Origin of the sequence: Nonomuraea sp. NBC_00507, assembly GCF_036013525.1 — a bacterium.
GTDB lineage: Bacteria > Actinomycetota > Actinomycetes > Streptosporangiales > Streptosporangiaceae > Nonomuraea.
This window is the reverse complement of record NZ_CP107853.1, coordinates 10,339,103-10,358,980: the sequence shown is the minus strand read 5'-3', so window position 1 is coordinate 10,358,980 and position 19,878 is coordinate 10,339,103. Positions and strand designations below refer to the sequence as shown.

Here is a 19,878-nt window from a genome sequence, read left to right as displayed (position 1 = left end):
GTGCCGGTCGTGCCCGGCGAGCCCCGCTCGCCGGGCACGACCGGCATCGCTATTTCTGTGCGACCTGGAGCCCTGACTGTGGACATTTCAGACGGGCCTGGTTAGGGTAATCCAATAGCGCTGTTGTTCGCTCGACCGGGGGGCTCGTTTTGGGCTTTCGGCGAATCAAAGATAACTTCGAGCTGGTAGCGAAATACGGGGACGCAGTACCGCTGTATTTATTCTCCGATCTGTTTCTTCGTGCTCCCGAGCTTCGGCAGCTGTTCCCGCTCACGATGTCGAACCAGCGGGCGAGGCTCATGACGGCGCTCGGTCATGCGGTGGAGCACGCGGGAGACCTCCCCGAGATCACCCCCTATCTGCACCGGCTGGGCCGCAGCCACCGGAAGTACGGCGCCGAGCCCGAGCACTACGCGCAGTGGAGCGTCAGCTTCGTGGCCGCCATGCGGCGCTTCTCGGGACCCATGTGGGACGCGGAGCTGGAAAGGGAATGGCAGGCGTTCCTCGGCGAGATCACCCAGGGCATGATCGAGGGCGCCGGGCAGGACGCGGCGACCCGTCCACCTTTCTGGACCGCGGAGGTCGTCAGCCACGAACGGCGCGCCGTCGACATCGCGGTGCTGCGTCTCATGCTCGACCGGCCCTATCCCTACGTTCCCGGTCAGTCCGCGCCGGTCGAAATGGCCCGCTGGCCGAATACCTGGCGCTATTACTCGATGGCTAATCTGCCGCGCCAGGACAACACCATCGACCTCCATGTGAAAGCCGGCGGCGCGGTCAGCCGGGCGCTCGTCACCGAGATTCAGGAAGGCGACACGATAAAAGTCGGCGCACCCGTCGGCACGCTCACCCTGAATCCGGTCACCGGCCGCAATCTGCTGCTCATCGCGGGCGGCACCGGCCTTGCGCCGATAAAGGCCATTCTGGAGCACGTGACGCGACTGCCCGTGCCGCCGTGGGTGAGCCTCTTCTGCGGCGCGCGCGAGCCGGAGGGACTCTACGACCTGGCCGTGCTGCGGTCCTGGGCGTCCAGGCACTCCTGGCTCACCGTCACCCCCGCGCTGTCCGACGTGTGCGACGCCGACATGGCGCCGTCGGGCACGGTCGGCGAGGTCGTCGGCCGCTACGGACGGTGGGAAGGGTACGAGGCGTACGTGTGCGGACCGCCCGCCATGGTCGACGACGTGGTGGGCATCCTGCGCGGGAACGGCTTCACCGATAACCGAATCCATCTCGAGCACTTCGCGAGCGCGGTGGACCCGCTACAGAGGTTTTAGATCATGACGAATCAGCCCTCAGTGGAGCAGTTTCATGCCCAGTTCTCCGGCCAGGGCGGGGATGACGACCTCCTGCCGTGGCAGGACCCCGGCGAGGCAGGAGAGCCCAACGGCGAGCCGCGGGAGACACCGGGCAGGCAACCCGGCGGCTGGTGGCAGGAGCCGGGCGGACCTCCCGAAACCGGCGGGTCGTGGGAAGAGCCGCAGTGGGACGAGCCCCGCCCGGCCGGCCCGGCGGCGGAGGACACGCGCTCGGCCGATTGGCTCACTCCCGCCCGGCTGCGGTCGGTCACCTTCCGCAGGGCGCCGTTCGGCAAGCGCGGGCTGGACGAACAGCAGGTCAACGGCCTCCTCGACCGGATCGAGGAGGAGCTGACGCTGCTGCTGCAGGAGAAGAACGCGCTGGCCGCCGAGGTCGGGCGGCTGCGCGAGTACATCGCGGGCACCCAGGCTCCTACGCCGACGGGCACCCAGGCTCCTACGCCGATCAGCGGCACCGGGTCCGCCCCCGAGCCGATCCGCGGCAGGAAGCCCACTCCCGAACTGGTCAGGAGCGACAACGGTCATGCGCCCGCGCAGGCCGAGCCGGCCGGGCTCTCCGACGCGCCCGCGCAGGCCGTGGTGAGCCGGGTGCACGAGGCGCACGTCTACGCCGCGAGCATCCTGTCCCAGGCCCAGCAGGCGGCCGACCAGTACATGCAGGAAGCGCGGCAGTACAGCCGCGAGCTGATCGAGGACGCGCGCAGGCGCAGGACGGAGCTGCTGGCCAAGGCGGTCGCGAGCGGCGCGGGAGGCGAGGCGTGGGAGCAGGAGGCGACCCAGCTGCGCGCTGCCGCCCGGCACTACCGCGGCGCTCTGCGCGACCACGTCCAGCAACTCCTCGCCAACCTCGACGAGTGGGAGCAGGCCGACGACGCCGACCCGCGGGAGACTCCGCTGGACGAGGCCCCGGGCCGGCCGGACTGAGTCATTGGGTCGAGAGCGCGACCGTGGGGGGTACGCGGGAGGCTCTGATCGCCGGATAGAGCCCCGCCAGCGCGCCGGTCGCCACCGTCGTGCCCGCCGCCCCGCCCAGCGCCCACATCGGCACCACCGCGGGCAGCGCGTTGGCCGCTGCGTAGACCAGCGTGGCCAGTGTTCCGGCGAGCACTCCGGCCGCCCCGCCCACCACCGCAAGGATCAGCGCCTCGACCAGGAACTGCGCCCGCACTTGGCCCCTGGTCGCGCCGAGCGACCTGCGCAGGCCGATCTCCTTGCGCCGCTCCAGCACCGCCACCACCATCGTGTTGGCCACCCCGACCGCGCCCACGAACAGCGCCACCGCGCCCAGCCCGAGCATGAGACCGGTGAACGCCCCGGCCGCCGCCGCCTTCGCCTTGAGCGCGTCCGACGGCCTGCTCACCTTGACCGCGTCCGGCCGCTCCGGGTTGACCGTGCGGGCCAGCGCCTCCCGCACGCTTTCCACCGACTCGTCGGCCGAGCGTTCGTAGACGGTGGTGGGATGGCCGTCGAAGTCCAGATACTCCTTGGCCGCAGGGAAGCCCACCAGCGCCGAGCGTTCGATCTCCTCGGCCAGCGGCATCCTGTCCAGGATCCCGGCGACGCTGAACCACCGGCTGCCGATCCAGACCCGGGCGTCGGGCGCGGTGAGGCCGAGCCGTTCCGCCGCGACCGCGCCCAGCACCACGACCGGGTGCCGTTCGGTGGCCGGATTGAGCCAGGCGCCCGCGCGTACCCGTCCGTCCAGCGTGTCGAGCAGATCGAGGCTGGTGGCACGCACGGTGATGCCGAGCGAGACCGACGGGGGAATGAGGTCGTTGCGGCGCACGGTCGCCTCGGTCTCGCCGGTCTGGCTCGACTTCTGCACCCCGTCGATCCTGCGTACGGCGGAGGCGGCCGTCGTCGGCAGATCGACCGGCTCGTCGTCGAAGAGGTTGTCCCCGCGCTCGACCCGCAGCAGGTTCGTGCCGAGCGCGTCGAGCTGGCGCAGCAGCCGCTCCTGGCTGGAGGCCGAGATCCCGACGACCGTCACCATGGTGGCGATGCCGACCGCGATGCCCAGCGCCGCGAGCAGGGCGCGCAACGGCCTGGCGCGCAGCCCGGACACCCCCAGCCTGGCCATGTCGGCGGGGCGCAGCCGGACCGGCTGGAGCCTGGTCATGACGAGGTGACCCGGCCGTCGCGGACCCAGACCCGGCGCGGGCAGGCCGCCGCCACGTCCACGTCGTGCGTGATCAGCACGATGGTGACGCCGGCCGCGTTCAGCGCGCGGAAGACCGACAGCACCTCGGCGCTCGCCTCGGTGTCCAGGTTGCCGGTCGGCTCGTCGGCCAGCAGCAGCGGTGGCTGACCCGCGACGGCCCTGGCCACGGCCACCCGCTGCATCTGCCCGCCGGACAGCTGATGCGGCCGGTGCTCCAGCCGGTCGGCCAGCCTCACGCGCTGCAGCGCCGTTCTTGCCCGCTCACGTCTGCGCCGCCGCGGCAGGCCGGAGTAGAGCAGCCCGTCGGCGACGTTGTCCAGCGCCGAGAGTTCCGGGGCCAGATGGAACTGCTGGAAGACGAAACCGATGTAGCGGGCGCGCAGCGCCGACAGCTCGTTGTCCGACAGCGCGTTGACGTCGTGCCCGGCCACCCGCACCGTGCCCGAGGTGGGCCGGTCCAGCGTGCCCGCGATCTGCAGCAGCGTGGACTTGCCCGACCCCGACGGGCCGACGATGGCCACCATCTCGCCCGCGTGGACGGTCAGATCCACCTCGCGCAGCGCGCGCACGTTGCCGTAACTCTTGCTCACCCGGCGGATCTCCAGGACCCTCATCGGCCCGACACCGCGACCTTCATACCCGCGGCGAGCCCGGAGCCGCGTACCTCCACGCGGCCGTCGCCGAACACCCCAGTCGTCACCGGCACCCGCGTGAGGCTCCCGCCCTGGCCCACCACCTCCACGCCGTAGCCGCTGGGCAGCGCGAGCAGCGCCTCGACCGGCACGCTCAGGACGTTCTCCGCGCGCAGCCGCCGGAGCTCGACCGTCACGGGGGCCTCGTCCAGCACGCCCGCGTTCTTGGCCGGGACCTCGATCTCCACCTCGATCACGGCCCGGCCCTCGTCGTTCCCCGATTGTTTGACGAGCTTGGCCACTTTGGCCACCTTCGAGACCGATCCCTTGACGCTCTTGCCCTCGGCCAGCTTGACCGCGACCTTCTCGCCGACCTTGGCCAGATCCTGGTCGTCGGCGTCGAGCTCGACGCGGACGAGCCGGTCCGTCGAGGTCACGCGCAGGACCGGCCGCTGCGGTGCCACCCGGTCGCCGACCTCCACGTCCGTCTCACCGATCCGGGCGGGTCCCCGCAGGAAGACGATCTCCTGCGCGCCCGTTCTGCCGGTTCGCTCCAGCCCGTTGTGCTTCTGCCATCTCCGTACGGCACGCGCCGTCGCCTCGGTGAAGCGGGTGTCCACCGTGACGCCTTTGGCGAAGCCGAGCTCCTTCAGGTTCCGCTCGAGCTGCCTGACGTCAGGGCCCTTCTTGACCCCTTCGGCCAGCGTCCGGTACGCGGGCAGGTCGCCGTACAGGAGAATCAGCGGCTTGCGGTCGACGCGGTAGAGCGGCTCGCCGCGCTCGACCACCTTGCCCTCCGCGGGGAGGCTCGTCACCGTGCCCGCCGTGCCCGCCTTGATGGTCCGGCCCGTGCCGTAGGTGAGCTTGCCGTCCACGGTCTCCTTGTCCACCAGGTCACCCTTGACGATCTCCCCTGTGGCGGTGACGGGTGGCCGGCTGGGCGGGGCGGCCGCCGTGGCGCGCGGGCCGTCGTCGAAGAGCGCCGCCGCGGCGAACACCCCGCCCGCCGTCACCGCCGCGCCGGCGGCGACCGTCGCCACGGCCACGAACACGCCCTTGAGCGGCCCGTTCACTGGGAGCCGCCGAAGCTCGGCATGTGCTGCCGGCACGCGGCCATGGCCTTCTGGAAAGCCGGAGCGTTGGGGTCGAGGCTCCAGTTCTGCTGCGGCGGGTCCGGCATGTCGATGCCCTGGTCGCGCATGCACCGGGCGAACTTGACGAGCTGGTCGCGTACCTTCGGGTCGTCGTAGGGGTTGGGGATCTGCTTGGCGTACTCCTCGCACGCCTTGATCGCCTTCTGCAGGGTGGCCTGGTCACCGGTGTACCGCCAGGTCCTCGCCTCAGCGGAGTCGAAGTCCGGCATGTCGATCCCGTTCTTCCGCACGCACTGGGTGAACTGGGCCTGCGCGTCGGCCGGGCTGAGCGTGGCACCCTGCTTCGGCTTGGCCACCGCGCTGGACGCCGCCGCCGGTGTGGCCGCGGCCCCCGGCGACTTGCCCGCGATCGCGATCGCGATCGGATGCCTGGCGTCGCGCTCGGCACAGCCGAGTGTCAGCGTCGCGGCCCCCGCCACGACGCACAGCAGCTTGCGCATGTCCCCCGTACCCCCAGTCGTCACGTGCTCGGTTCCAGCCGCCCGCTCCAGTCGAAGGCCCGCCGGGTGCCCGCGTTCACCACCAGCGCCGCGACGGTCAGCGCCGCGACCGCCGGCCACGTGGCCGACGGTTTCCCCAGGTAGGCGGCGTCGAAGACGAAGTCGGCCAGTTGCGCCAGCGGGTTCACCGTGGTGATCTCGTACAGCCACGGCGCGACCTGCCGCCACCCCTCACGCGGCACCCCCATGCCGCTGGTGACGAACAGCACCACGAAGATCATCGGTGCCGCCACCCGGGCGGCCGACTGCGGCATCCGCAGCCCGCCCAGCAACAGCCCGACGCTGAAGGCGCAGTAGCACACCACGACCAGCGTCCCCGCGAACGACAGCGGGCGCCATCCCGCCGGCGCCCCGTAGATCGCCGCCATCACCGCCGCGAACACCGCGACCGACACCACCACCAGGCCGCCCGCCACGATCACCTGCGCCGCGAAGTACGAGCCGTCGCGCATCGGCGTACGGCGCAGCCACCGCGCCATCCCACAGGCCCGCGCCCGCGCCACGTGCAGCGTGACCACCACGATCCCCGCGAAGACCGCCACGGTCACCGCCAGCTCGGCCACCATGCGGTCCACCACCCGCACCCCCGGCATGGCGCCGAACTCCATCCCGGGGAACGACGAGCCGATGAACAGCATCACCAGCAGCCATACGGCGAACGGCAAGGCCACCGCCGTGAGCAACGCCCACGGCGTCCTGGCCAGCACCGCCGCCTCGCCGCGCACCAGCGCCCACAACGACCGCCTCATGAGCTCACCCCAAGCTCGCGCGGACCCACCAGGCGGCCGGTGAGCGCAGGCGGGTCCGCGGACACCGGCTCGGCGGACAACACCAGGTAGGCGTCGCGCAGGGAGGTCCGCCTGATCGGCCCGGACGCGCCAGGGAGGTCCCTGCCCGCCCGCTCCAGCGCCTCGCGCCCGCCGTACAGGTAGGTCGAGGCGGCGCAGCGGAGCACGCGCACGTCGGGCGGCTCGCCCACCGGCACGTGCGGCGGCACGCGCAGCGCCCAGTCGGCGCCGAGCAGCCGCACCAGCCGCTGAGGCTCCGCCTGCGCCAGCACGGTGCCGCGGCGCAGCAGCACGACCCGGTCGGCCAGCCGTTCGGCCTGGGCCAGGTCGTCCATGGTGAGGCAGGCCGCGCCGTACCCGGTCCGCATCTCGTCGATCACTCGCTCCACCCGCCGGCCGCCGCCGTCGCGCAGGCCGGCGGTCGGCTCGTCCAGCACCACCAGCTCGGGGTTGCCCGCCAGGGCCAGGGCGAGCTGGGCGCGCCGCCGCTCGCTGTCAGTAAGCGAGGCGAACCGCCTGGTCAGCAGCGGGCCCAAGGCGAGCAGCTCGATCATGTGGGAAGACAGCCCGCGCGTGCCGTACAGGCCGGCGAACAGCGCGATCACCTCGCCCACCTTCGCCCTGCCCGGAGGGCAGTCGTCCTGCAGGACCGCGGCCAGGCCGTCACGGCGGCCGGTGTACTCGATCTGGCCGGCATCCGGCTCACGCTCGCCTGCCAGGCATTCCACGAGCGTCGTCTTCCCGCTGCCCGCGGGGCCGACCACGCAGACCACCTCTCCGGGCCGTACCGTGAACGACACCCCGTCCAGTGCCTTGACGCCGGCGCGCGTCGCCTCCAGCGCTTCGACCCGCAGCAGAGCGCTCATGTGCGATCCCGCTTGGAGAACCCGTCCGCGATGACGGAGGCCAGCTCCAAGTAGGTGTCCCTGGTGGCCGGCCGCAGCAGATCCAGGTCCACCTCGTAGCCCTCCTCCAGGTGCGGGTCGAACGGCACGCCGACCACTGCCCGGCAGCGCTTGGCGAAGTGCTGCTTCAGCTCCTCGACGTCCACCGAGCTCTTGCGCGTCTTCTTGACCGCCGACAGCACCACCACGGCCTCGGCGGCCAGCGGCCGGTGACCGTGGGCCTGCAGCCAGTCGAGCGTCGCGGAGGCCGACCGCGCGCCGTCCACCGTGACGGGGCTGACCAGCACGATCTGGTCGGCCATGGTGAGGATCGCGCTCATCGCCGAATGCAGCATGCCGGTGCCGCAGTCGGTGATCGCTATGGAGTAGAACTGGTCGAGCAGCTCGGCGACGGCCGCGTAGTCCTCCGCGTCGAACGCCTCCGAGATCGCCGGGTCCCGGTCGGAGGCCAGCACCTCCAGGCGCGACGGCGCCTGGGACGTGTACGAGCGGACGTCGGCGTAGCGCTTGATGCCCGCCCGGTCGTTGAGCAGGTGCCTGACCGTCGAAGGGGACTCCAGCCTGAGCTTGTCCGACAGCGTGCCCCTGTCGGGGTTGGCGTCCACGGCGATGACCCGGTCGCCGCGCTGGGCGGCCAGCGTGGAGCCGAGCGCGATGGTCGTGGTCGTCTTGCCGACTCCGCCCTTCAGGCTCATCACCGCCACCCTGTAGTGGCCCTTGGCCACCGGCCGCCTGATGCGCTCGATCAGCTCCTGGCGATGGCGTTCCTGCTTGGAGGGCCGTGGGTGGATGAGGCCGCCGCTGATCGTGTACACCAGCCGCCGCCAGCCTGCGGTCGGCGGGCGCCTGCGGTTGCGCAGCAGACGGTCGGGCCGCAGGCTCTCCGAGGTGGTCTCGTCGGGCTCCGGCGGGCCGCCCCAGACGGACGCGTCCTGCGCCGGGCCGGCCGGTGTCCGCGGGCTCGGCTCCGCGGCCGGCCAGGCGGGCGGCTCCGGCTCAGATGCGGCAGGTGTCCAGGCGTGCGGCCCCGGCTCCGATGGGGCAGGTGTCCAAGCGTGCGGGCCCGGCTCCGATGCGGCAGGTGTCCAGGCGTGCGGCTCCGGGGCCGATGGGGCGGGTGGCCAGGTGGGCGCCTCTGGGTCCGATGGGGCGGGTGGCCAGGCGTGCGGCAGGGCTGTGATGGGTGTGCCGTTTCCCGACGGTGGGTGGGGCCGCTGGTTGGACTGCGGGGAGGTGGGAGCGGCCGAGAGGTCGTCGGGCGGGCGGTTGGGCGGAGGGAAGCGGAGTGCCCGTTCACGGTCGGGATCGAGCGCCCCGGACGACGCTTTGCGCTTCACCCACTGCGTCGTCGCGCTGGGATCGAAGCCATTTTCATGGGCAGCGGATTCACGCATCACGTCATCAGGTTCGCCGTGCATGCTTCCCCGTTCGCGCTCTCAGTCGTGCAGCGGCTGGCGGCCTGAGTTCCCCCCAGAATGCTCATCAGCGTAGCAAGCCACAATGGCGAACTAAAGACCAATATTTCGCCGAATATGTAGACAGACTAGTGCCGGAGTAAGCCCATAAGGGTGACATAAAGGACTCGGGCCACGACCGCATCATAGGTCGCCTCCCCTACCAGATGGAACCCCCCAGCTTCCAGGGTTGCCCGCAATCGGGCCGATCGATCGGTGTTCATGCAGCTCAAGGCCTCTGCAAGAGGATCTCTGCGGCCAAGCTGGAGCCCCAATGGCCGTCGGATCGGCGATTGACAGGCGAATTCACCGATGTTTGCATGTTTTCTCAAGCGAGAGATCGGGGGAAAGTTCTCTCTTGGGCCGCCAACTTCACATGTCCTCATAAATCACTATCTACGACACAAAACGGACATATCTCTCACGGGGTGTGCGACTCGGAAGTGGTGGTTGCGCTGAGCATGAAGCCGATGCTGCAGGCAAAGAACTTAACGAAGCGATATGGCCCTGTCCTCGCGGTAAGTAACGCGAGCTTCGCCATTAGATCGGGGGCGATAACCGGATTCCTCGGGCCGAACGGCGCGGGTAAATCCACCACTATGCGGCTGTTTCTGGGGCTCGATCACCCCACTTCCGGAGCCGCGCTCATCGATGGCAAGCCGATCGGCGAATGGCCGGTCCCCGCCCGCAAGATCGGTGCGGCGCTGGACACCGAGTGCGCGCACCCGGCCCGCCGCGCCATCGACAGCGTCAGGTGGGCGGCCAAACTGGCCGGGGTTCCCGCCGGCCAGGCCGAGGCGCTCCTGGACCGCGTCGGCCTGACGAAGGTGGCCGGCCAGCGTGCCGGGCGGTTCTCCCTCGGCATGCGGCAGCGCTTGGCGCTGGCCATAGCCCTCATCGGCAACCCCGAGATCGTCATGCTCGACGAGCCCATGAACGGCCTCGACCCCGAGGGCATCACCTGGATGAAGGAGCTGCTGCGTACGTTCAGAGACCAGGGCAGGACGGTCTTCGTCTCCAGCCACCTGCTGGCCGAGCTGGAAGACCTGGTCGACGACCTCGTCGTGATCGCGCAGAGCAAGATCATCGGTAGTGGCTCGGCCGCCGCGTTCATCGAGCGCTTCCAGGCCCAGACGATCCGGGTGATGACCGACAAGCCGCAGGCACTCGGCGCGGCCGTGATACAGGCGGGCGGTCAGGTGCTCGACACCGACGGCCAGCGGCTGCAGGTCACCGGCCTGGCCGCGGAGCAGCTCGGCGAGCTGGCCAGGGACGCGGGCGTCGCGGTCTTCGGCCTCGCCGAGGAGCGCAGCCTGCAGACCGCGTTCGCCAAGGCCACGGTCGAACGGAGCGAGATCCAAGGGGAGGTGGGATAGCTCATGAGCTTCGCCGACATCGTGTCCGCAGAAGTGATCAAGATTCGTACCATTCCCGCCTACCTCGTCGCGGCGGTCGTGGCCATGCTCCTCACCGGCGCGGGCGCGCTGGTCATCGCCGGCTCCATCGACGCCCAGGGGAACATCCCGCTGATCGCTCGCGGCGACATGGGGTCCACTGCGGGTGGTTCGGTCAACGCCATCGCGATCCCGTCGGACGTGCTGCTGTACGTGACGATGGTCATCGGCGTCCTGATCGCCACCGCCGATCTGCGCAACGGGACCCTGCGCGTGGCCTCCGTGATGGTGCCGTGGCGGGGGCGGCTGCTCGCGGCCAAGTTCACCGCCGCCGCGGCGGCCGGTCTGGTCGTGGCACTGGCCGGGCTGGTCGTGGGCTACCTCGGCGGTCTCATCGGCGCCGCGGGGCCTTTCGCGCCGGTGTCCGGCGGCGGCTTCGTGGTCCTGCTCGCGATTCTGCTCGCGATCCCGCTGGCCACCGTGCTCGGTGTGGCGGTGGGGCTGCTGTTCAAGAGCACGGCCGCGGCGGTGGCGACCCTGCTGATCTGGGCGCTCGGCTTCGAGCAGGTCCTGCTGTTCGTGCTGCCCAGCTCGGTGTCGGCGTACCTGCCGTTCAAGACCGTGGGCGCCAACGCCTCCATCATCGGCGTGCTCGGGCCGCTCCCGGGGCTCGCCGTCTTCGCGGCGATGGTGGCGGTCGTGGTGGCCGCCGCCTGTGTGGTGCACTCCCGCAGAGACCTGGCCTGACATCCGCGTACGAGCCGCTCTGGTCCGCCGGGCCGGGGCGGCTCTTCGCGTCCCGGCTTCACCTGCGGAAACGCGAGGAAGCGAGGAGGAAGTGCACAAAGGTGAGACTTGGGACAAGCGCGGGCGCCCCTCGGGGGAAACGGCCCCTCGCACACTACGGGGAGGTTCAATCATGAAGGCCGACGTCGTCCCGGCGTCGCTACGCGAGATGAGCAAGCTCGTCTCGCCCTACGGCCTGGTGTCGCGGTTGACCTGGTTACCCGGCGCTGAGGGCGAGCCCGATTTCCCGATCTACACAGGCGCGCTCGGCAACCCGGGCGCCGCGCTCAGCGTGCAGGCCGGGTGGGAGCACGACCCATCGTCGGGCAACTTCGACGGGGCGGGTGGAGCCCTCGACCGGGAGACCGCCGCACACCTGGCGATCGCGGAGTCCCTGGAGCGGTATTCCTCCTGCGCGTGGAACCCCGACAGGCTCGTCTGGGCGACGGCGGACGAACTGGGTGAGGACGCCATCCCGCCGGCGCGGTGGCCGGCCTGCTCGGCGGCCGAACTCGCCGACCCGCGCTGCGGCCTCGTGCCCAGCGACCCCCGCGTCCCACTCCGGTGGGTCCTCGGGTGGTCCTTCACCCGCGGCCGCCCGGTCTACGTGCCCGCCGTCCAGGTTTACCTGAAGTTCCCGCCGGAGTCCGCGGCCGAGCGGTACACGCACAACGTCTCGACCGGCTGCGCCGCGCACGCCGACCCGCTGTCGGCCGTCACCAACGGCCTGCTGGAGGTCGTCGAGCGCGACTCCATCAGCCTGACCTGGCTGCAGCGGCTGCGGCTGCCCCGGCTGGAGCTCGACCCTGACGAACTCGCGCCCGAGCACCGGGCCTACGTCGACCGCGGCGCTTCGGAGAACATCCGCACGCTGCTGTTCGACGCCACCACCGACCTCGGCGTGCCGGTCGTCTACGGGCTGCAACTCGCCGACCACGACCGGGACCTCGCCCAGGTCGTGATCGCCACCTGCGACGTGGACCCGGGCCGGGCCGTCGCCAAGCTGTTCCGCGAGGCCGCGTCGCTGCGCATCGCGCTGCGGGCGATGAGCCCGAGAAGGCGCGCGACCCAGCCAGGCGAGGTCCTCGGCGTGGTCGCCGGCGCGCTGGAGTCCGGCCCCCTCGATCGGCGGCACCGTTTCGACTTCCTGCTGGAGGGCCCGCGGCCGGTGCGCACGCCATCCGACCTGCCCCGCCCGGGCCCGGGGGAGCAGTCGCTGGCGTGGCTGCTCGACCGCTTGCACCGGGCCGGATGCGAGGTCGTCGCCGTGGACCTCACCACGGACGAGGCCAGGCAGGTCGGCGCGAGCGTCGTACGTGTTCTGGTGCCCGAGCTGATGCCGCTGTCCTTCGCCCATCGGGCACGCTACCTCGCCCATCCCCGGCTCTACGCCGCTCCGGCGGCGATGGGGCATCCGGTGCTCCGCGAGGCCGACGTCAACCCGCTGCCCCAGCCGTTCGCATGAGGTGCCTGTGAGCTACTCCCTGCTGATCCTCGCCGCGGGATCGTTCGGCCACGCCGTGGCCGGGCGGCTCCGCCGTACCTGCCCCGTCGGCGTCCGGACAGCCGTGCAACCCGCCGACGAAGGCACGCATCCCAGCCTGTGGCCGTACGCCGATCTCATCGTGCTGGCCACCGCGCACGACCGGCCGCGCCTGGCCGAGGCGGTGGACCGGGCGGCCCACGCCTGGCGGGTGCCCTGGTTCCCGGTCACGATGACCGCGACCGAGGTGCGCTGCGGGCCGGTCGTCGTGCCGGGCCGCACCGCCTGCCACTCCTGCTACGTCAAGCGCCGCGCCCAGCACGGGCGGCCGCCGGGTCCCGGGGAGCGCCCCGTCACCGGCTACCCGGAGCACCACGTAGCCATCGCCGCCGGGTTCGCCCGCCAGGCGATCGACGAGGCCCGCGGCGGCGGCCCTGCGCCCGGCTCCATCGGCGCGACGGTACGCACGTTCGGCCAGGTCGACGGGGCGACCGCGAGCGCCGGCGTCGTCGCGGTGGACCGTTGCCCGCGCTGCCGCAAGGCCGACAGGGACGCGGCGGCGGAGCTGCGCCGCATGTTCGAAGGGGTGCGGGCATGACCGGCGAATCCATGATCACCGCAGCGGCCATGGGCGCGGCGGCCCGGTTCGACCCGCAGATCCGCGTCCCGCTCAGGCCGAGGATGCGCCGCGGGCTGGCCATCGACTATGAGGCCGATCAGGTGGTGGTGACCGGAGGGCCGAAGCGGCAGCTGCTGCGCGGCAGGTCCGCCACCGAGCTGCTGCCGGGCCTGCTCGCGCTGCTCGACGGCGTGCGCGGCCACGCCGAGCTGGCCGGTGAGCTGGGGATACCGGAGGAATCGGTCTTCCAGGCGCTGTCGCTGCTGTGGACGTGTGGGGTCATCGAGGAAGGGCCGCCCGAGGGGCCGGCGCCGCAGGTCAGCCCCGACCTCGCGGACTTCCTGTCCCGGCTGGGCGACTCCACGGGCGCGAACCCCGCCTGGGAGCAGGCGGCGGCCAGGCTCGCCGCGGCCCGCGTCGAGGTCTTCGGCACCGGACGCGCCGCCGCCGCGCTGGCCGAGGAGCTCACGCCCGCGCTCCGCGTCAGCCTGGCCGCGGGTGCCGTGCCGGACGCCGCGACCACCCTCGCGGTGTGGGTGGACGACGGCGGCGAAGGGCCCGCGCGGGACTGCTGGGAGCGGGGGCTGCCGTTGCTGCGGCTGCGCGTGCACGGCCGTACGGCCGTGCTCGGCCCGCTGGTCGACCCGCGCGTGACCGCCTGCATGACCTGCCGCGTGGCCGAAGAGGAACCGGACGGCAGGCAGACTGCGAACGGCGACGCCGAGCTGGCGGCCGGCCTGCTGGCCAGGGACCTGTTCGCGTACGTCTCGCGCGCCGTCACCGGGCCGCTGCCGATGCGCTGGCGCTCGGTGGACCTGGAGACGCTGGCCCAGCGTGACCTGTCGGCCGCGACCAGGCCAGGATGCCCGGACTGCTCGGCCCAGCCGCGGGAGCACGGCACGCCGCTCGCCCGCGCTCCGCTGGCCGCCCGCTACGAGGCCGCGATCGCGTTCCCGCCGAAGGAGCACGCGGACCTCAAAGCCCACCAGATGCACTACAAGCCCTCCAACATGGCCCTGCAGCGCATCGCGCGCACCTGGCCCTCGGCCCGGCCCGTCGACCTGCCGCCGCCCGACTTCGAGCTGCTGGCCCGGCCCGCGTCGGCCAAGCTGGACGCCGAGCGGCTCTCGCTCCTGCTGGCCGTGACGGCCGGCGTCAAGGCCGACAGCAAGGAGCGGCTGTTCCGGTGGACGGCCAGCGGGGGCAACATCGGATCGGTCGTCGCCTATGTCGCGGTCCGCGACGTCCCGGGAATCGAGCCCGGCCTGTACGGCTACGTCGCGCCCGAGCATCGCCTCGCCTGGCTGTCGGCCACAACCCTGCCTGCCGAGAACATGCCCGCCGACCAGGTGCCGGCCGACCAGGTTCCGGCCGGTGACAGCCCCGCGAGCCTGGTGCTGACCGGTGACTTCAGCAAGGTCGCGCGCAAGTACGCGGCCTTCGCGCTGCGCATCGTGCTGCTGGACAGCGGCTGCGCGCAGGCCGCCGGCCGGCTCACCGCGCGGGCCCTGGGCGTCGGCTTCCGCCTACGCGGGCGGTGGGACGACACCGCCGTCGCGGCGCTGCTCGGGATCGACCCGGACGTGCAGCCGATCACCGCCGTAGCGGATCTGGGGGAGAGCCGATGACCAACGCGCACGCGCTCGCCACCGAGCTCATCCAGGCATTCCGCGTCCCGCCGGACGGCATGGCGGCCGTCGCCCCGGCTCCGGTGGGACCGGCGCCGATCGGGCCGGACGTACGGGCCGGGGGACACGCGGGCAGCCGCGCCGACCTGCTCGACACCCTGGTACGGCGGCGCTCCCAGCGCTTCTTCGCCCAGGAACCGATCCCCGCCGAGCTGCTTGCGGACGTGATCGTCAGCGGGATCAGGGACGACGCCGACGCCTGGCCCGGCGAACAACCGCTGCAGACCGACGTGGTCGCCTTCGACGTAGCGGGTGTCGAGCCGGCCATGTTCCGCTTCGACGCCGGGCGGCGTGTCTTCTCACCGGTCGCGCCGCTGCCGCCGCCGGACGAGCTGGAGAACCTGACGCTGCAGACGGAGTTCTGCCACGCCCCGGCCATCGTCTCGATCGCCGTGGACCTGACCGAGGCCGACCGGGCGCACGGCGCCCACGGCTACCGCCTCGTGCTCGGGCGCGCCGGTGCCGCCGCCTACACGATGTGGCTCGAGGCGATCGCCCTCGGCCTGGCCGGCACAGTGTTCGCCGGCTTCATCCCCGCCGCGGTCCGGCGGCCGCTGCGCGCCGACGGCACCAGCCGTCACCACGTCTTCGCCCTGGCAGTCGGGCGAGAACTCCGCGACCAGAGAAGGGAGTGAAAGAAGATGGACAACGACCACCTCGAGCTATACGCGATTACGGAATCGCTGGAACTGGAGTCCCTGACGGACGGCGCCGCCGCCGCGGGTCCCTGCATCAACTCCGCCTCCACCGCTTCGACGGTGTCCAGCGCGTCCTGCCCGGCCTCGTCGGCCTCGTCCTTCGGCTCGTTCTCGAGCTACACATGATCAACAGATTGGAAGTGATCCCCATGAGTTCCGAGCCGATCGAGCTCTACGCGTTCGACGACGGCTTCGCCATCGAGGAGTTGCCCGAGGGCAACGCGCTCGGCAGCTGGTTCTGCGCGTCATCGGCGTCGACCGCTTCCTGCCCGGGAAGCTCGGCCGCGAGCGTCAGCACCGCCTCCACCTTCGGCTGATGAGGAGGATGACCATGAACGAACACCAGGTCGAACTGTACGCGTTCGACGATGCGCTCGCCATCGAGGAGCTGCCCGAGGGCAACGCCCTGGGCTGCTTCGCCTGCGCGGGCACGGCCTCGTCCGCGTCCTGCCCGGCGAGCTCGGCGTCGAGCTTCACCACGGCCTCCACCTACTCATGGTGAGGGGAGGACACCGATGACGCACCACGAGGACCTCGACCTGAGCGCCGTCCAGCTCCCTGACGACGGGCTCGAGCTCGAACAGTTCCGCGAGGGCGTGGCGCTGGCCACCCTGAGCACCACATCCACGCTGGGCACCGCGAGCTGCCCGAGCACCGCGGGATCCGTCATGACCGCGATGTGCTACGGGCCCTGACGCGGTGACAGATCAGGAAACCAGGCTGAGGTCGGCGCCGGCCTCAGCCTCTTGACCGAACGACCCAGGGGCAGGAAATGATCAGCGCACCGAAACTCCGCGAGGACCTCGAGCTCCTCACCGGGATGGACGACCGCCCGCTGGTGTACGACCCCGTCACCGGCGCCTACCACCGCGTCACCCGGGCCGCTCAGCTGGTCCTCACCCAGCTGGACGGCACCAGATCGCGCGAAGAGCTGATCGCCCTGCTGAGCGACGGCGGCGGCCGGCGCGACGAGGTGGAGGACTTCCTGACCAGGCTGGAGGAGAGCGGCCTGCTGGTCGGCGCGGAGCGGCAGGACAAGGACGCGAGCGGCAAGCGGATCCGCACGTCCATGTTCATGCCGCGGATCGTCCTCACCCGCTCGCTGCCCGTCCTGCTCGAACCGCTAGCCAGGGTGCTGCGCCGCTGGAACGCCAGGGCGCTGGTGGCGGTGGCGGGGCTCGGCGCGCTCGCGGGCTTCTCGCTCGGCGCCTTCACGGTGTTCACCTCGCCGCCCTCGTTCGAGCGGATCGGCGGCGCCGCGTTCGTCGTGGCCGCGCTGCTGCAGCTCGTCGCGGTCCTCGTGCACGAGAGCGCGCACGCGCTGGTCGCGCAGGTGCTCAAAGTGCCCGTCCGCGGGCTCGGGGTGGCGCTGCTGTTCTACTTCCTGCCGCTCGCCTACGTCGACCGCACCGACGCCTACCGGCTGCGCGGCCGCGGCGGGCGGATCGTGCTCGCGCTGGCCGGGCTGATGAGCGACGGCTGGCTGACCGGCGTGAGCGCGGTCGTCGCGCTCACGGCCGACGGCTTCGTCCAGCACACGGCCGCCTTCCTGCTGGTCTTCCAGCTCATCGGCATGGTGATCAACCTCAACCCGCTGCTCCCCAGCGACGGCTACAGCGCCATCGAGACGGCCACCGGCCTGGTGGACCCGCGGGGCCGCGCCTTCACCCTGCTCGGCGCCCTGATCGTGCCCAAGCCGCTGCCGAACTACCTGGCGAACCTGGCGCTCAAGGCCCGGCTCGCCTACCTGGCCTACGGACTCGTGTGCGCCGCTTACGTCGGGGTGCTCGCGCTGTCCATGATCTCCACGCTGCCCATGCTGGTCCAGGCCGTCATGGCCGCGGCGGGCCGGTGAGCGGCGTGCCTGGCCGGCTGTCGGGTCCTGTGCTCGCCAGGGTCGCGGGGCTGCCCGCGGACGCGCTGGACATCGTGGGGCCGCCGACCCGCGACCTGCTCGACGAACTCGCCCGGGCGGGCGATGAGCTGGAACGGCTCGCCCCCCGGCTGATCGACGTCCTGTTCGACCTGGTGCCGCGGCTCGATGACGACGTGCCGCTGCGGCGCAGGGTCCTCGCCGGCAAACGGGCGGTCAACAAGCTCGGGGCGCTGCCGTGGGACGACGGCACCGCCGCCCGTGCGCACGCGCGTCTGGCCCCGGAGGACGGGACGCTGCTCGACGCCTGGATCCGGCTGACCGGCGGCCGCGCGGGCCTGCTGGCCAAGCTCGGCAGCCAGCTCGCCGTCGACCGCGCCGCGGCCTTGGAGCGGCTGCGTGGCAGCCTGGACGATCCCTCCTTCGCCCGCTCCCTGGCCCTCACGGCCCCCGACTGGCTCAGATACGGCCGCCGCGACTCGGCACGCGACAGGCAGACCCTCTACTCCTACGTCTCCCGCGCCGCGGTCAAGACCAGCCCGCTGTCCGGCCTGACCACGGTGGGCCTGGCCGGGACCGCCGGGCTGGGGCGGGCGCGCAGCCGTACGACCGCGACGCTCGCCCACCGGGCGCTGTGGCTGCTCGCACACGACGAGCAGACCGCGGGGCTGCTGCGTTACCGGGCCGCGCCGATCGTGCCGGGTGGACCGGCCGCCCCCGCCGGGCTGCTCCTGCACAGCGAGGTGTCGACGGCCGAGGGCATCATCTGGCGGCAGGACCGGGTGGTCGAGGCCGATCACGCCCGCCGCTGGCTGGACCCGCTGGGCGCGCAGGACCGTGCCCTCGACGAGATCCTCGCCTCGATCGGCGGGGCTCGGCCCTTCACGAGGTTCGTCCGGCTGCTGGACAGCGGCCTGCTGCACCCCGTGCCACCGTGGCGGCGCGGCGAGGAGCCGTTCGGCGCGCTGATGGCACTGGCCGCGCGGGCACCCGGCGGGCAGGCGGCAGAGGCCCCGGGCGCCCCGGCCGCACGGATCGGCGCGGGCGCGCTGAGCTCCGCCCGCGACCTCGGCTCCAGGGCCTGCAGGGAAGGCGTGAAAGGCAGGCTGAATGCCGCCCAGGCCGTCGGTGAGCTGGCCAGGGCCTGGTCGGAGCGGCCCGGTGGGCTGATCTACGAGGATCGGGAGACCGATGCGGATCTTCCGGATCCCTGCGCTTTCACCCCGGTACGCGAGGACCTGACGGCGCTCAGCGCCAGGATGCGACCGTGGGTTTTCCGCTCACACGTTTACGACCTGCTGCTGAATCGGTTCGTGGCCGAGTACGGCCGCGGCGGCCACTGCCGCGACCCGCTGGGGTTCCTCATGCGCATCGCGACGGACGGCGACTCCCACACGCCGCTCGAGCAGGCCGTGGGCATGGACCTGAGGAGCCGGGCCGCGCCGGGGGAGCGGGCCTGGTTGCCGGTCGGGCCCACCAGCGCTCCACCGGGCGCGGCACTGCTGGTCCAGTTCGAGGCCGACGACTGGGCCGACGTGGCCGACGGACGCCATCGCATGGTCGTCAACAACTTCAGCTACGGCAGCGGTGGCCTGTTCACCCGTTTCCGCGAGCTGCTGGGCGAGGACCTGCGTACCCGGCTGGCCGGTCACGTCGCCGCCTGCTGGCCCGGGGCGAGCCACCGTGAGCTGGTGGTGTGGACCGAGTGCAACACCGTCCAGGCCGAGTGCGCGGGCCTGCTGCCGCCCCTGCTCGTGCCCGGCGAGCCGGACGCACCCGGCGGGCTGCGACTGGAAGCGACGGTGCTCGCGCACGACCGGGACACTGACACACTGTCGCTGCTGGAGCCGGGGGGCGCGCCGATCGGCCTGGCCTACCTGGGGCTGATCCCGCAGCACCTGCTCCAGTCCTACGTCCGCCTGCTCGCGGTCCTGGCCGATCCATGGGTCAACGCCGCGCCGTACTCCGACTACACGCTGACCAGGTACGACCTGCTGTCCCACTGCGGTGAGGACGTGGTGGCGCTGCCCCGCGAGACACACGGCCGGGTCGTCACCCGCCGGGCCTCCTGGATCGCACCCGTGCGGGCGCTCCCGCTGCCGGAGCCGGGGCGGGACGAGGCAGCGCTGGCGTCCCTGGCACACCGGTTCCGCCGGGTCCACGGCATGCCGGAGGAGGTGTTCGTCCACCAGCTCGGCGCCACCACGATGCGGATGGGCGGTGAACGCAAGCCGTTGTGGGTGTCGCTGTCGTCGCCGCTCTCGCTCGACACGCTGGCGCAGTGGCTGCGGCCGGAGACCGGCCACGTACGCATCGTGGAGGCACTGCCCGAGCGCCACCTGCACCCGCAACGCGACGCCGCGGGACGGCGCAGGGCGACAGAGCACGCCGTGCTCCTGCACTGGCCGCGACAGGGAAGCTGAC

At 72.0% G+C, this 19,878-nt stretch carries 21 protein-coding genes; 14 read left to right on the top strand and 7 right to left on the bottom strand.

Translation table 11 applies throughout. The annotated features are described in order from the left end of the window. Positions 1-149 precede the first annotated feature (149 nt). Positions 150-1,277: a globin domain-containing protein gene (locus OHA25_RS49690; RefSeq protein WP_327583830.1), complete on the top strand. Its 1,128-nt coding sequence runs from the start codon at positions 150-152 to the stop codon at positions 1,275-1,277. Positions 1,278-1,280: 3 nt separating this feature from the next. Continuing rightward, positions 1,281-2,243, top strand: coding sequence for a DivIVA domain-containing protein (locus tag OHA25_RS49685; RefSeq protein WP_327583829.1), 963 nt, complete (start codon positions 1,281-1,283; stop codon positions 2,241-2,243). 1 nt (position 2,244) lies between these two features. Here the strand turns inward: OHA25_RS49685 and OHA25_RS49680 are convergent, their stop codons facing one another. The 7 genes from OHA25_RS49680 to OHA25_RS49650 are packed head-to-tail and all read right to left on the bottom strand — an operon-like array spanning position 2,245 to position 8,796. Further along, the gene (locus OHA25_RS49680; protein ID WP_327583828.1) at positions 2,245-3,438 is read right to left on the bottom strand and encodes an ABC transporter permease; all 1,194 of its coding nucleotides are present in this window, start codon (positions 3,436-3,438) and stop codon (positions 2,245-2,247) included. After that, on the bottom strand, positions 3,435-4,094 hold the full coding sequence (locus OHA25_RS49675) for an ABC transporter ATP-binding protein (RefSeq protein ID WP_305916017.1): 660 nt from the start codon (positions 4,092-4,094) through the stop codon (positions 3,435-3,437). The genes OHA25_RS49680 and OHA25_RS49675 overlap by 4 nt, the downstream gene beginning before the upstream one ends. After that, positions 4,091-5,221, bottom strand: a complete 1,131-nt coding sequence (locus OHA25_RS49670; protein ID WP_327583827.1) for an efflux RND transporter periplasmic adaptor subunit — start codon at positions 5,219-5,221, stop codon at positions 4,091-4,093. Before OHA25_RS49670 ends, OHA25_RS49675 begins: the two co-directional genes overlap by 4 nt. Then, positions 5,182-5,706, bottom strand: coding sequence for a hypothetical protein (locus tag OHA25_RS49665; protein ID WP_305916019.1), 525 nt, complete (start codon positions 5,704-5,706; stop codon positions 5,182-5,184). Before OHA25_RS49665 ends, OHA25_RS49670 begins: the two co-directional genes overlap by 40 nt. 20 nt (positions 5,707-5,726) lie before the next feature. Next, positions 5,727-6,515 (bottom strand): ABC transporter permease, encoded by a 789-nt coding sequence (locus tag OHA25_RS49660; protein ID WP_327583826.1) that lies wholly within the window; start codon positions 6,513-6,515, stop codon positions 5,727-5,729. After that, positions 6,512-7,420: an ABC transporter ATP-binding protein gene (locus tag OHA25_RS49655; RefSeq protein WP_327583825.1), complete on the bottom strand. Its 909-nt coding sequence runs from the start codon at positions 7,418-7,420 to the stop codon at positions 6,512-6,514. The genes OHA25_RS49660 and OHA25_RS49655 overlap by 4 nt, the downstream gene beginning before the upstream one ends. After that, the gene (locus tag OHA25_RS49650) at positions 7,417-8,796 is read right to left on the bottom strand and encodes a MinD/ParA family ATP-binding protein (protein WP_327583824.1); all 1,380 of its coding nucleotides are present in this window, start codon (positions 8,794-8,796) and stop codon (positions 7,417-7,419) included. Before OHA25_RS49650 ends, OHA25_RS49655 begins: the two co-directional genes overlap by 4 nt. Before the next feature lie 284 nt (positions 8,797-9,080). Between OHA25_RS49650 and OHA25_RS49645 the strand changes: the two genes are divergently transcribed. From OHA25_RS49645 to OHA25_RS49590, 12 genes are all read left to right on the top strand, one after another. Next, positions 9,081-10,289, top strand: a complete 1,209-nt coding sequence (locus OHA25_RS49645; protein ID WP_327583823.1) for an ABC transporter ATP-binding protein — start codon at positions 9,081-9,083, stop codon at positions 10,287-10,289. A gap of 3 nt (positions 10,290-10,292) precedes the next feature. Beyond that, the gene (locus OHA25_RS49640; RefSeq protein ID WP_327583822.1) at positions 10,293-11,054 is read left to right on the top strand and encodes a hypothetical protein; all 762 of its coding nucleotides are present in this window, start codon (positions 10,293-10,295) and stop codon (positions 11,052-11,054) included. A gap of 172 nt (positions 11,055-11,226) precedes the next feature. Continuing rightward, on the top strand, positions 11,227-12,558 hold the full coding sequence (locus OHA25_RS49635) for a YcaO-like family protein (RefSeq protein WP_327583821.1): 1,332 nt from the start codon (positions 11,227-11,229) through the stop codon (positions 12,556-12,558). Positions 12,559-12,565: 7 nt separating this feature from the next. After that, positions 12,566-13,174 (top strand): TOMM precursor leader peptide-binding protein, encoded by a 609-nt coding sequence (locus tag OHA25_RS49630; protein ID WP_327583820.1) that lies wholly within the window; start codon positions 12,566-12,568, stop codon positions 13,172-13,174. Then, entirely contained in the window at positions 13,171-14,823 is a 1,653-nt protein-coding gene (locus tag OHA25_RS49625) for a SagB family peptide dehydrogenase (RefSeq protein ID WP_327583819.1), read from the top strand. Before OHA25_RS49630 ends, OHA25_RS49625 begins: the two co-directional genes overlap by 4 nt. Next, positions 14,820-15,518, top strand: coding sequence for a nitroreductase family protein (locus OHA25_RS49620; protein WP_327583818.1), 699 nt, complete (start codon positions 14,820-14,822; stop codon positions 15,516-15,518). The genes OHA25_RS49625 and OHA25_RS49620 overlap by 4 nt, the downstream gene beginning before the upstream one ends. Before the next feature lie 6 nt (positions 15,519-15,524). Continuing rightward, positions 15,525-15,707 (top strand): thiocillin family RiPP, encoded by a 183-nt coding sequence (locus OHA25_RS49615; protein ID WP_327583817.1) that lies wholly within the window; start codon positions 15,525-15,527, stop codon positions 15,705-15,707. 23 nt (positions 15,708-15,730) lie between these two features. Continuing rightward, positions 15,731-15,898: a thiocillin family RiPP gene (locus tag OHA25_RS49610; protein WP_305916030.1), complete on the top strand. Its 168-nt coding sequence runs from the start codon at positions 15,731-15,733 to the stop codon at positions 15,896-15,898. 14 nt (positions 15,899-15,912) lie between these two features. Then, complete coding sequence (locus OHA25_RS49605; RefSeq protein WP_305916031.1) at positions 15,913-16,083, top strand: thiocillin family RiPP; 171 nt, start codon at positions 15,913-15,915, stop codon at positions 16,081-16,083. A 13-nt stretch (positions 16,084-16,096) separates the two neighbouring features. Then, a complete protein-coding gene (locus OHA25_RS49600) occupies positions 16,097-16,276 on the top strand; it encodes a thiocillin family RiPP (protein WP_327583816.1) in 180 nt (59 codons plus the stop codon). Between the two features lie 77 nt (positions 16,277-16,353). Next, entirely contained in the window at positions 16,354-17,436 is a 1,083-nt protein-coding gene (locus tag OHA25_RS49595; RefSeq protein WP_327583815.1) for a hypothetical protein, read from the top strand. After that, positions 17,433-19,877, top strand: coding sequence for a hypothetical protein (locus OHA25_RS49590; RefSeq protein ID WP_327583814.1), 2,445 nt, complete (start codon positions 17,433-17,435; stop codon positions 19,875-19,877). Before OHA25_RS49595 ends, OHA25_RS49590 begins: the two co-directional genes overlap by 4 nt. The last annotated feature ends 1 nt before the right edge of the window (position 19,878 follow it).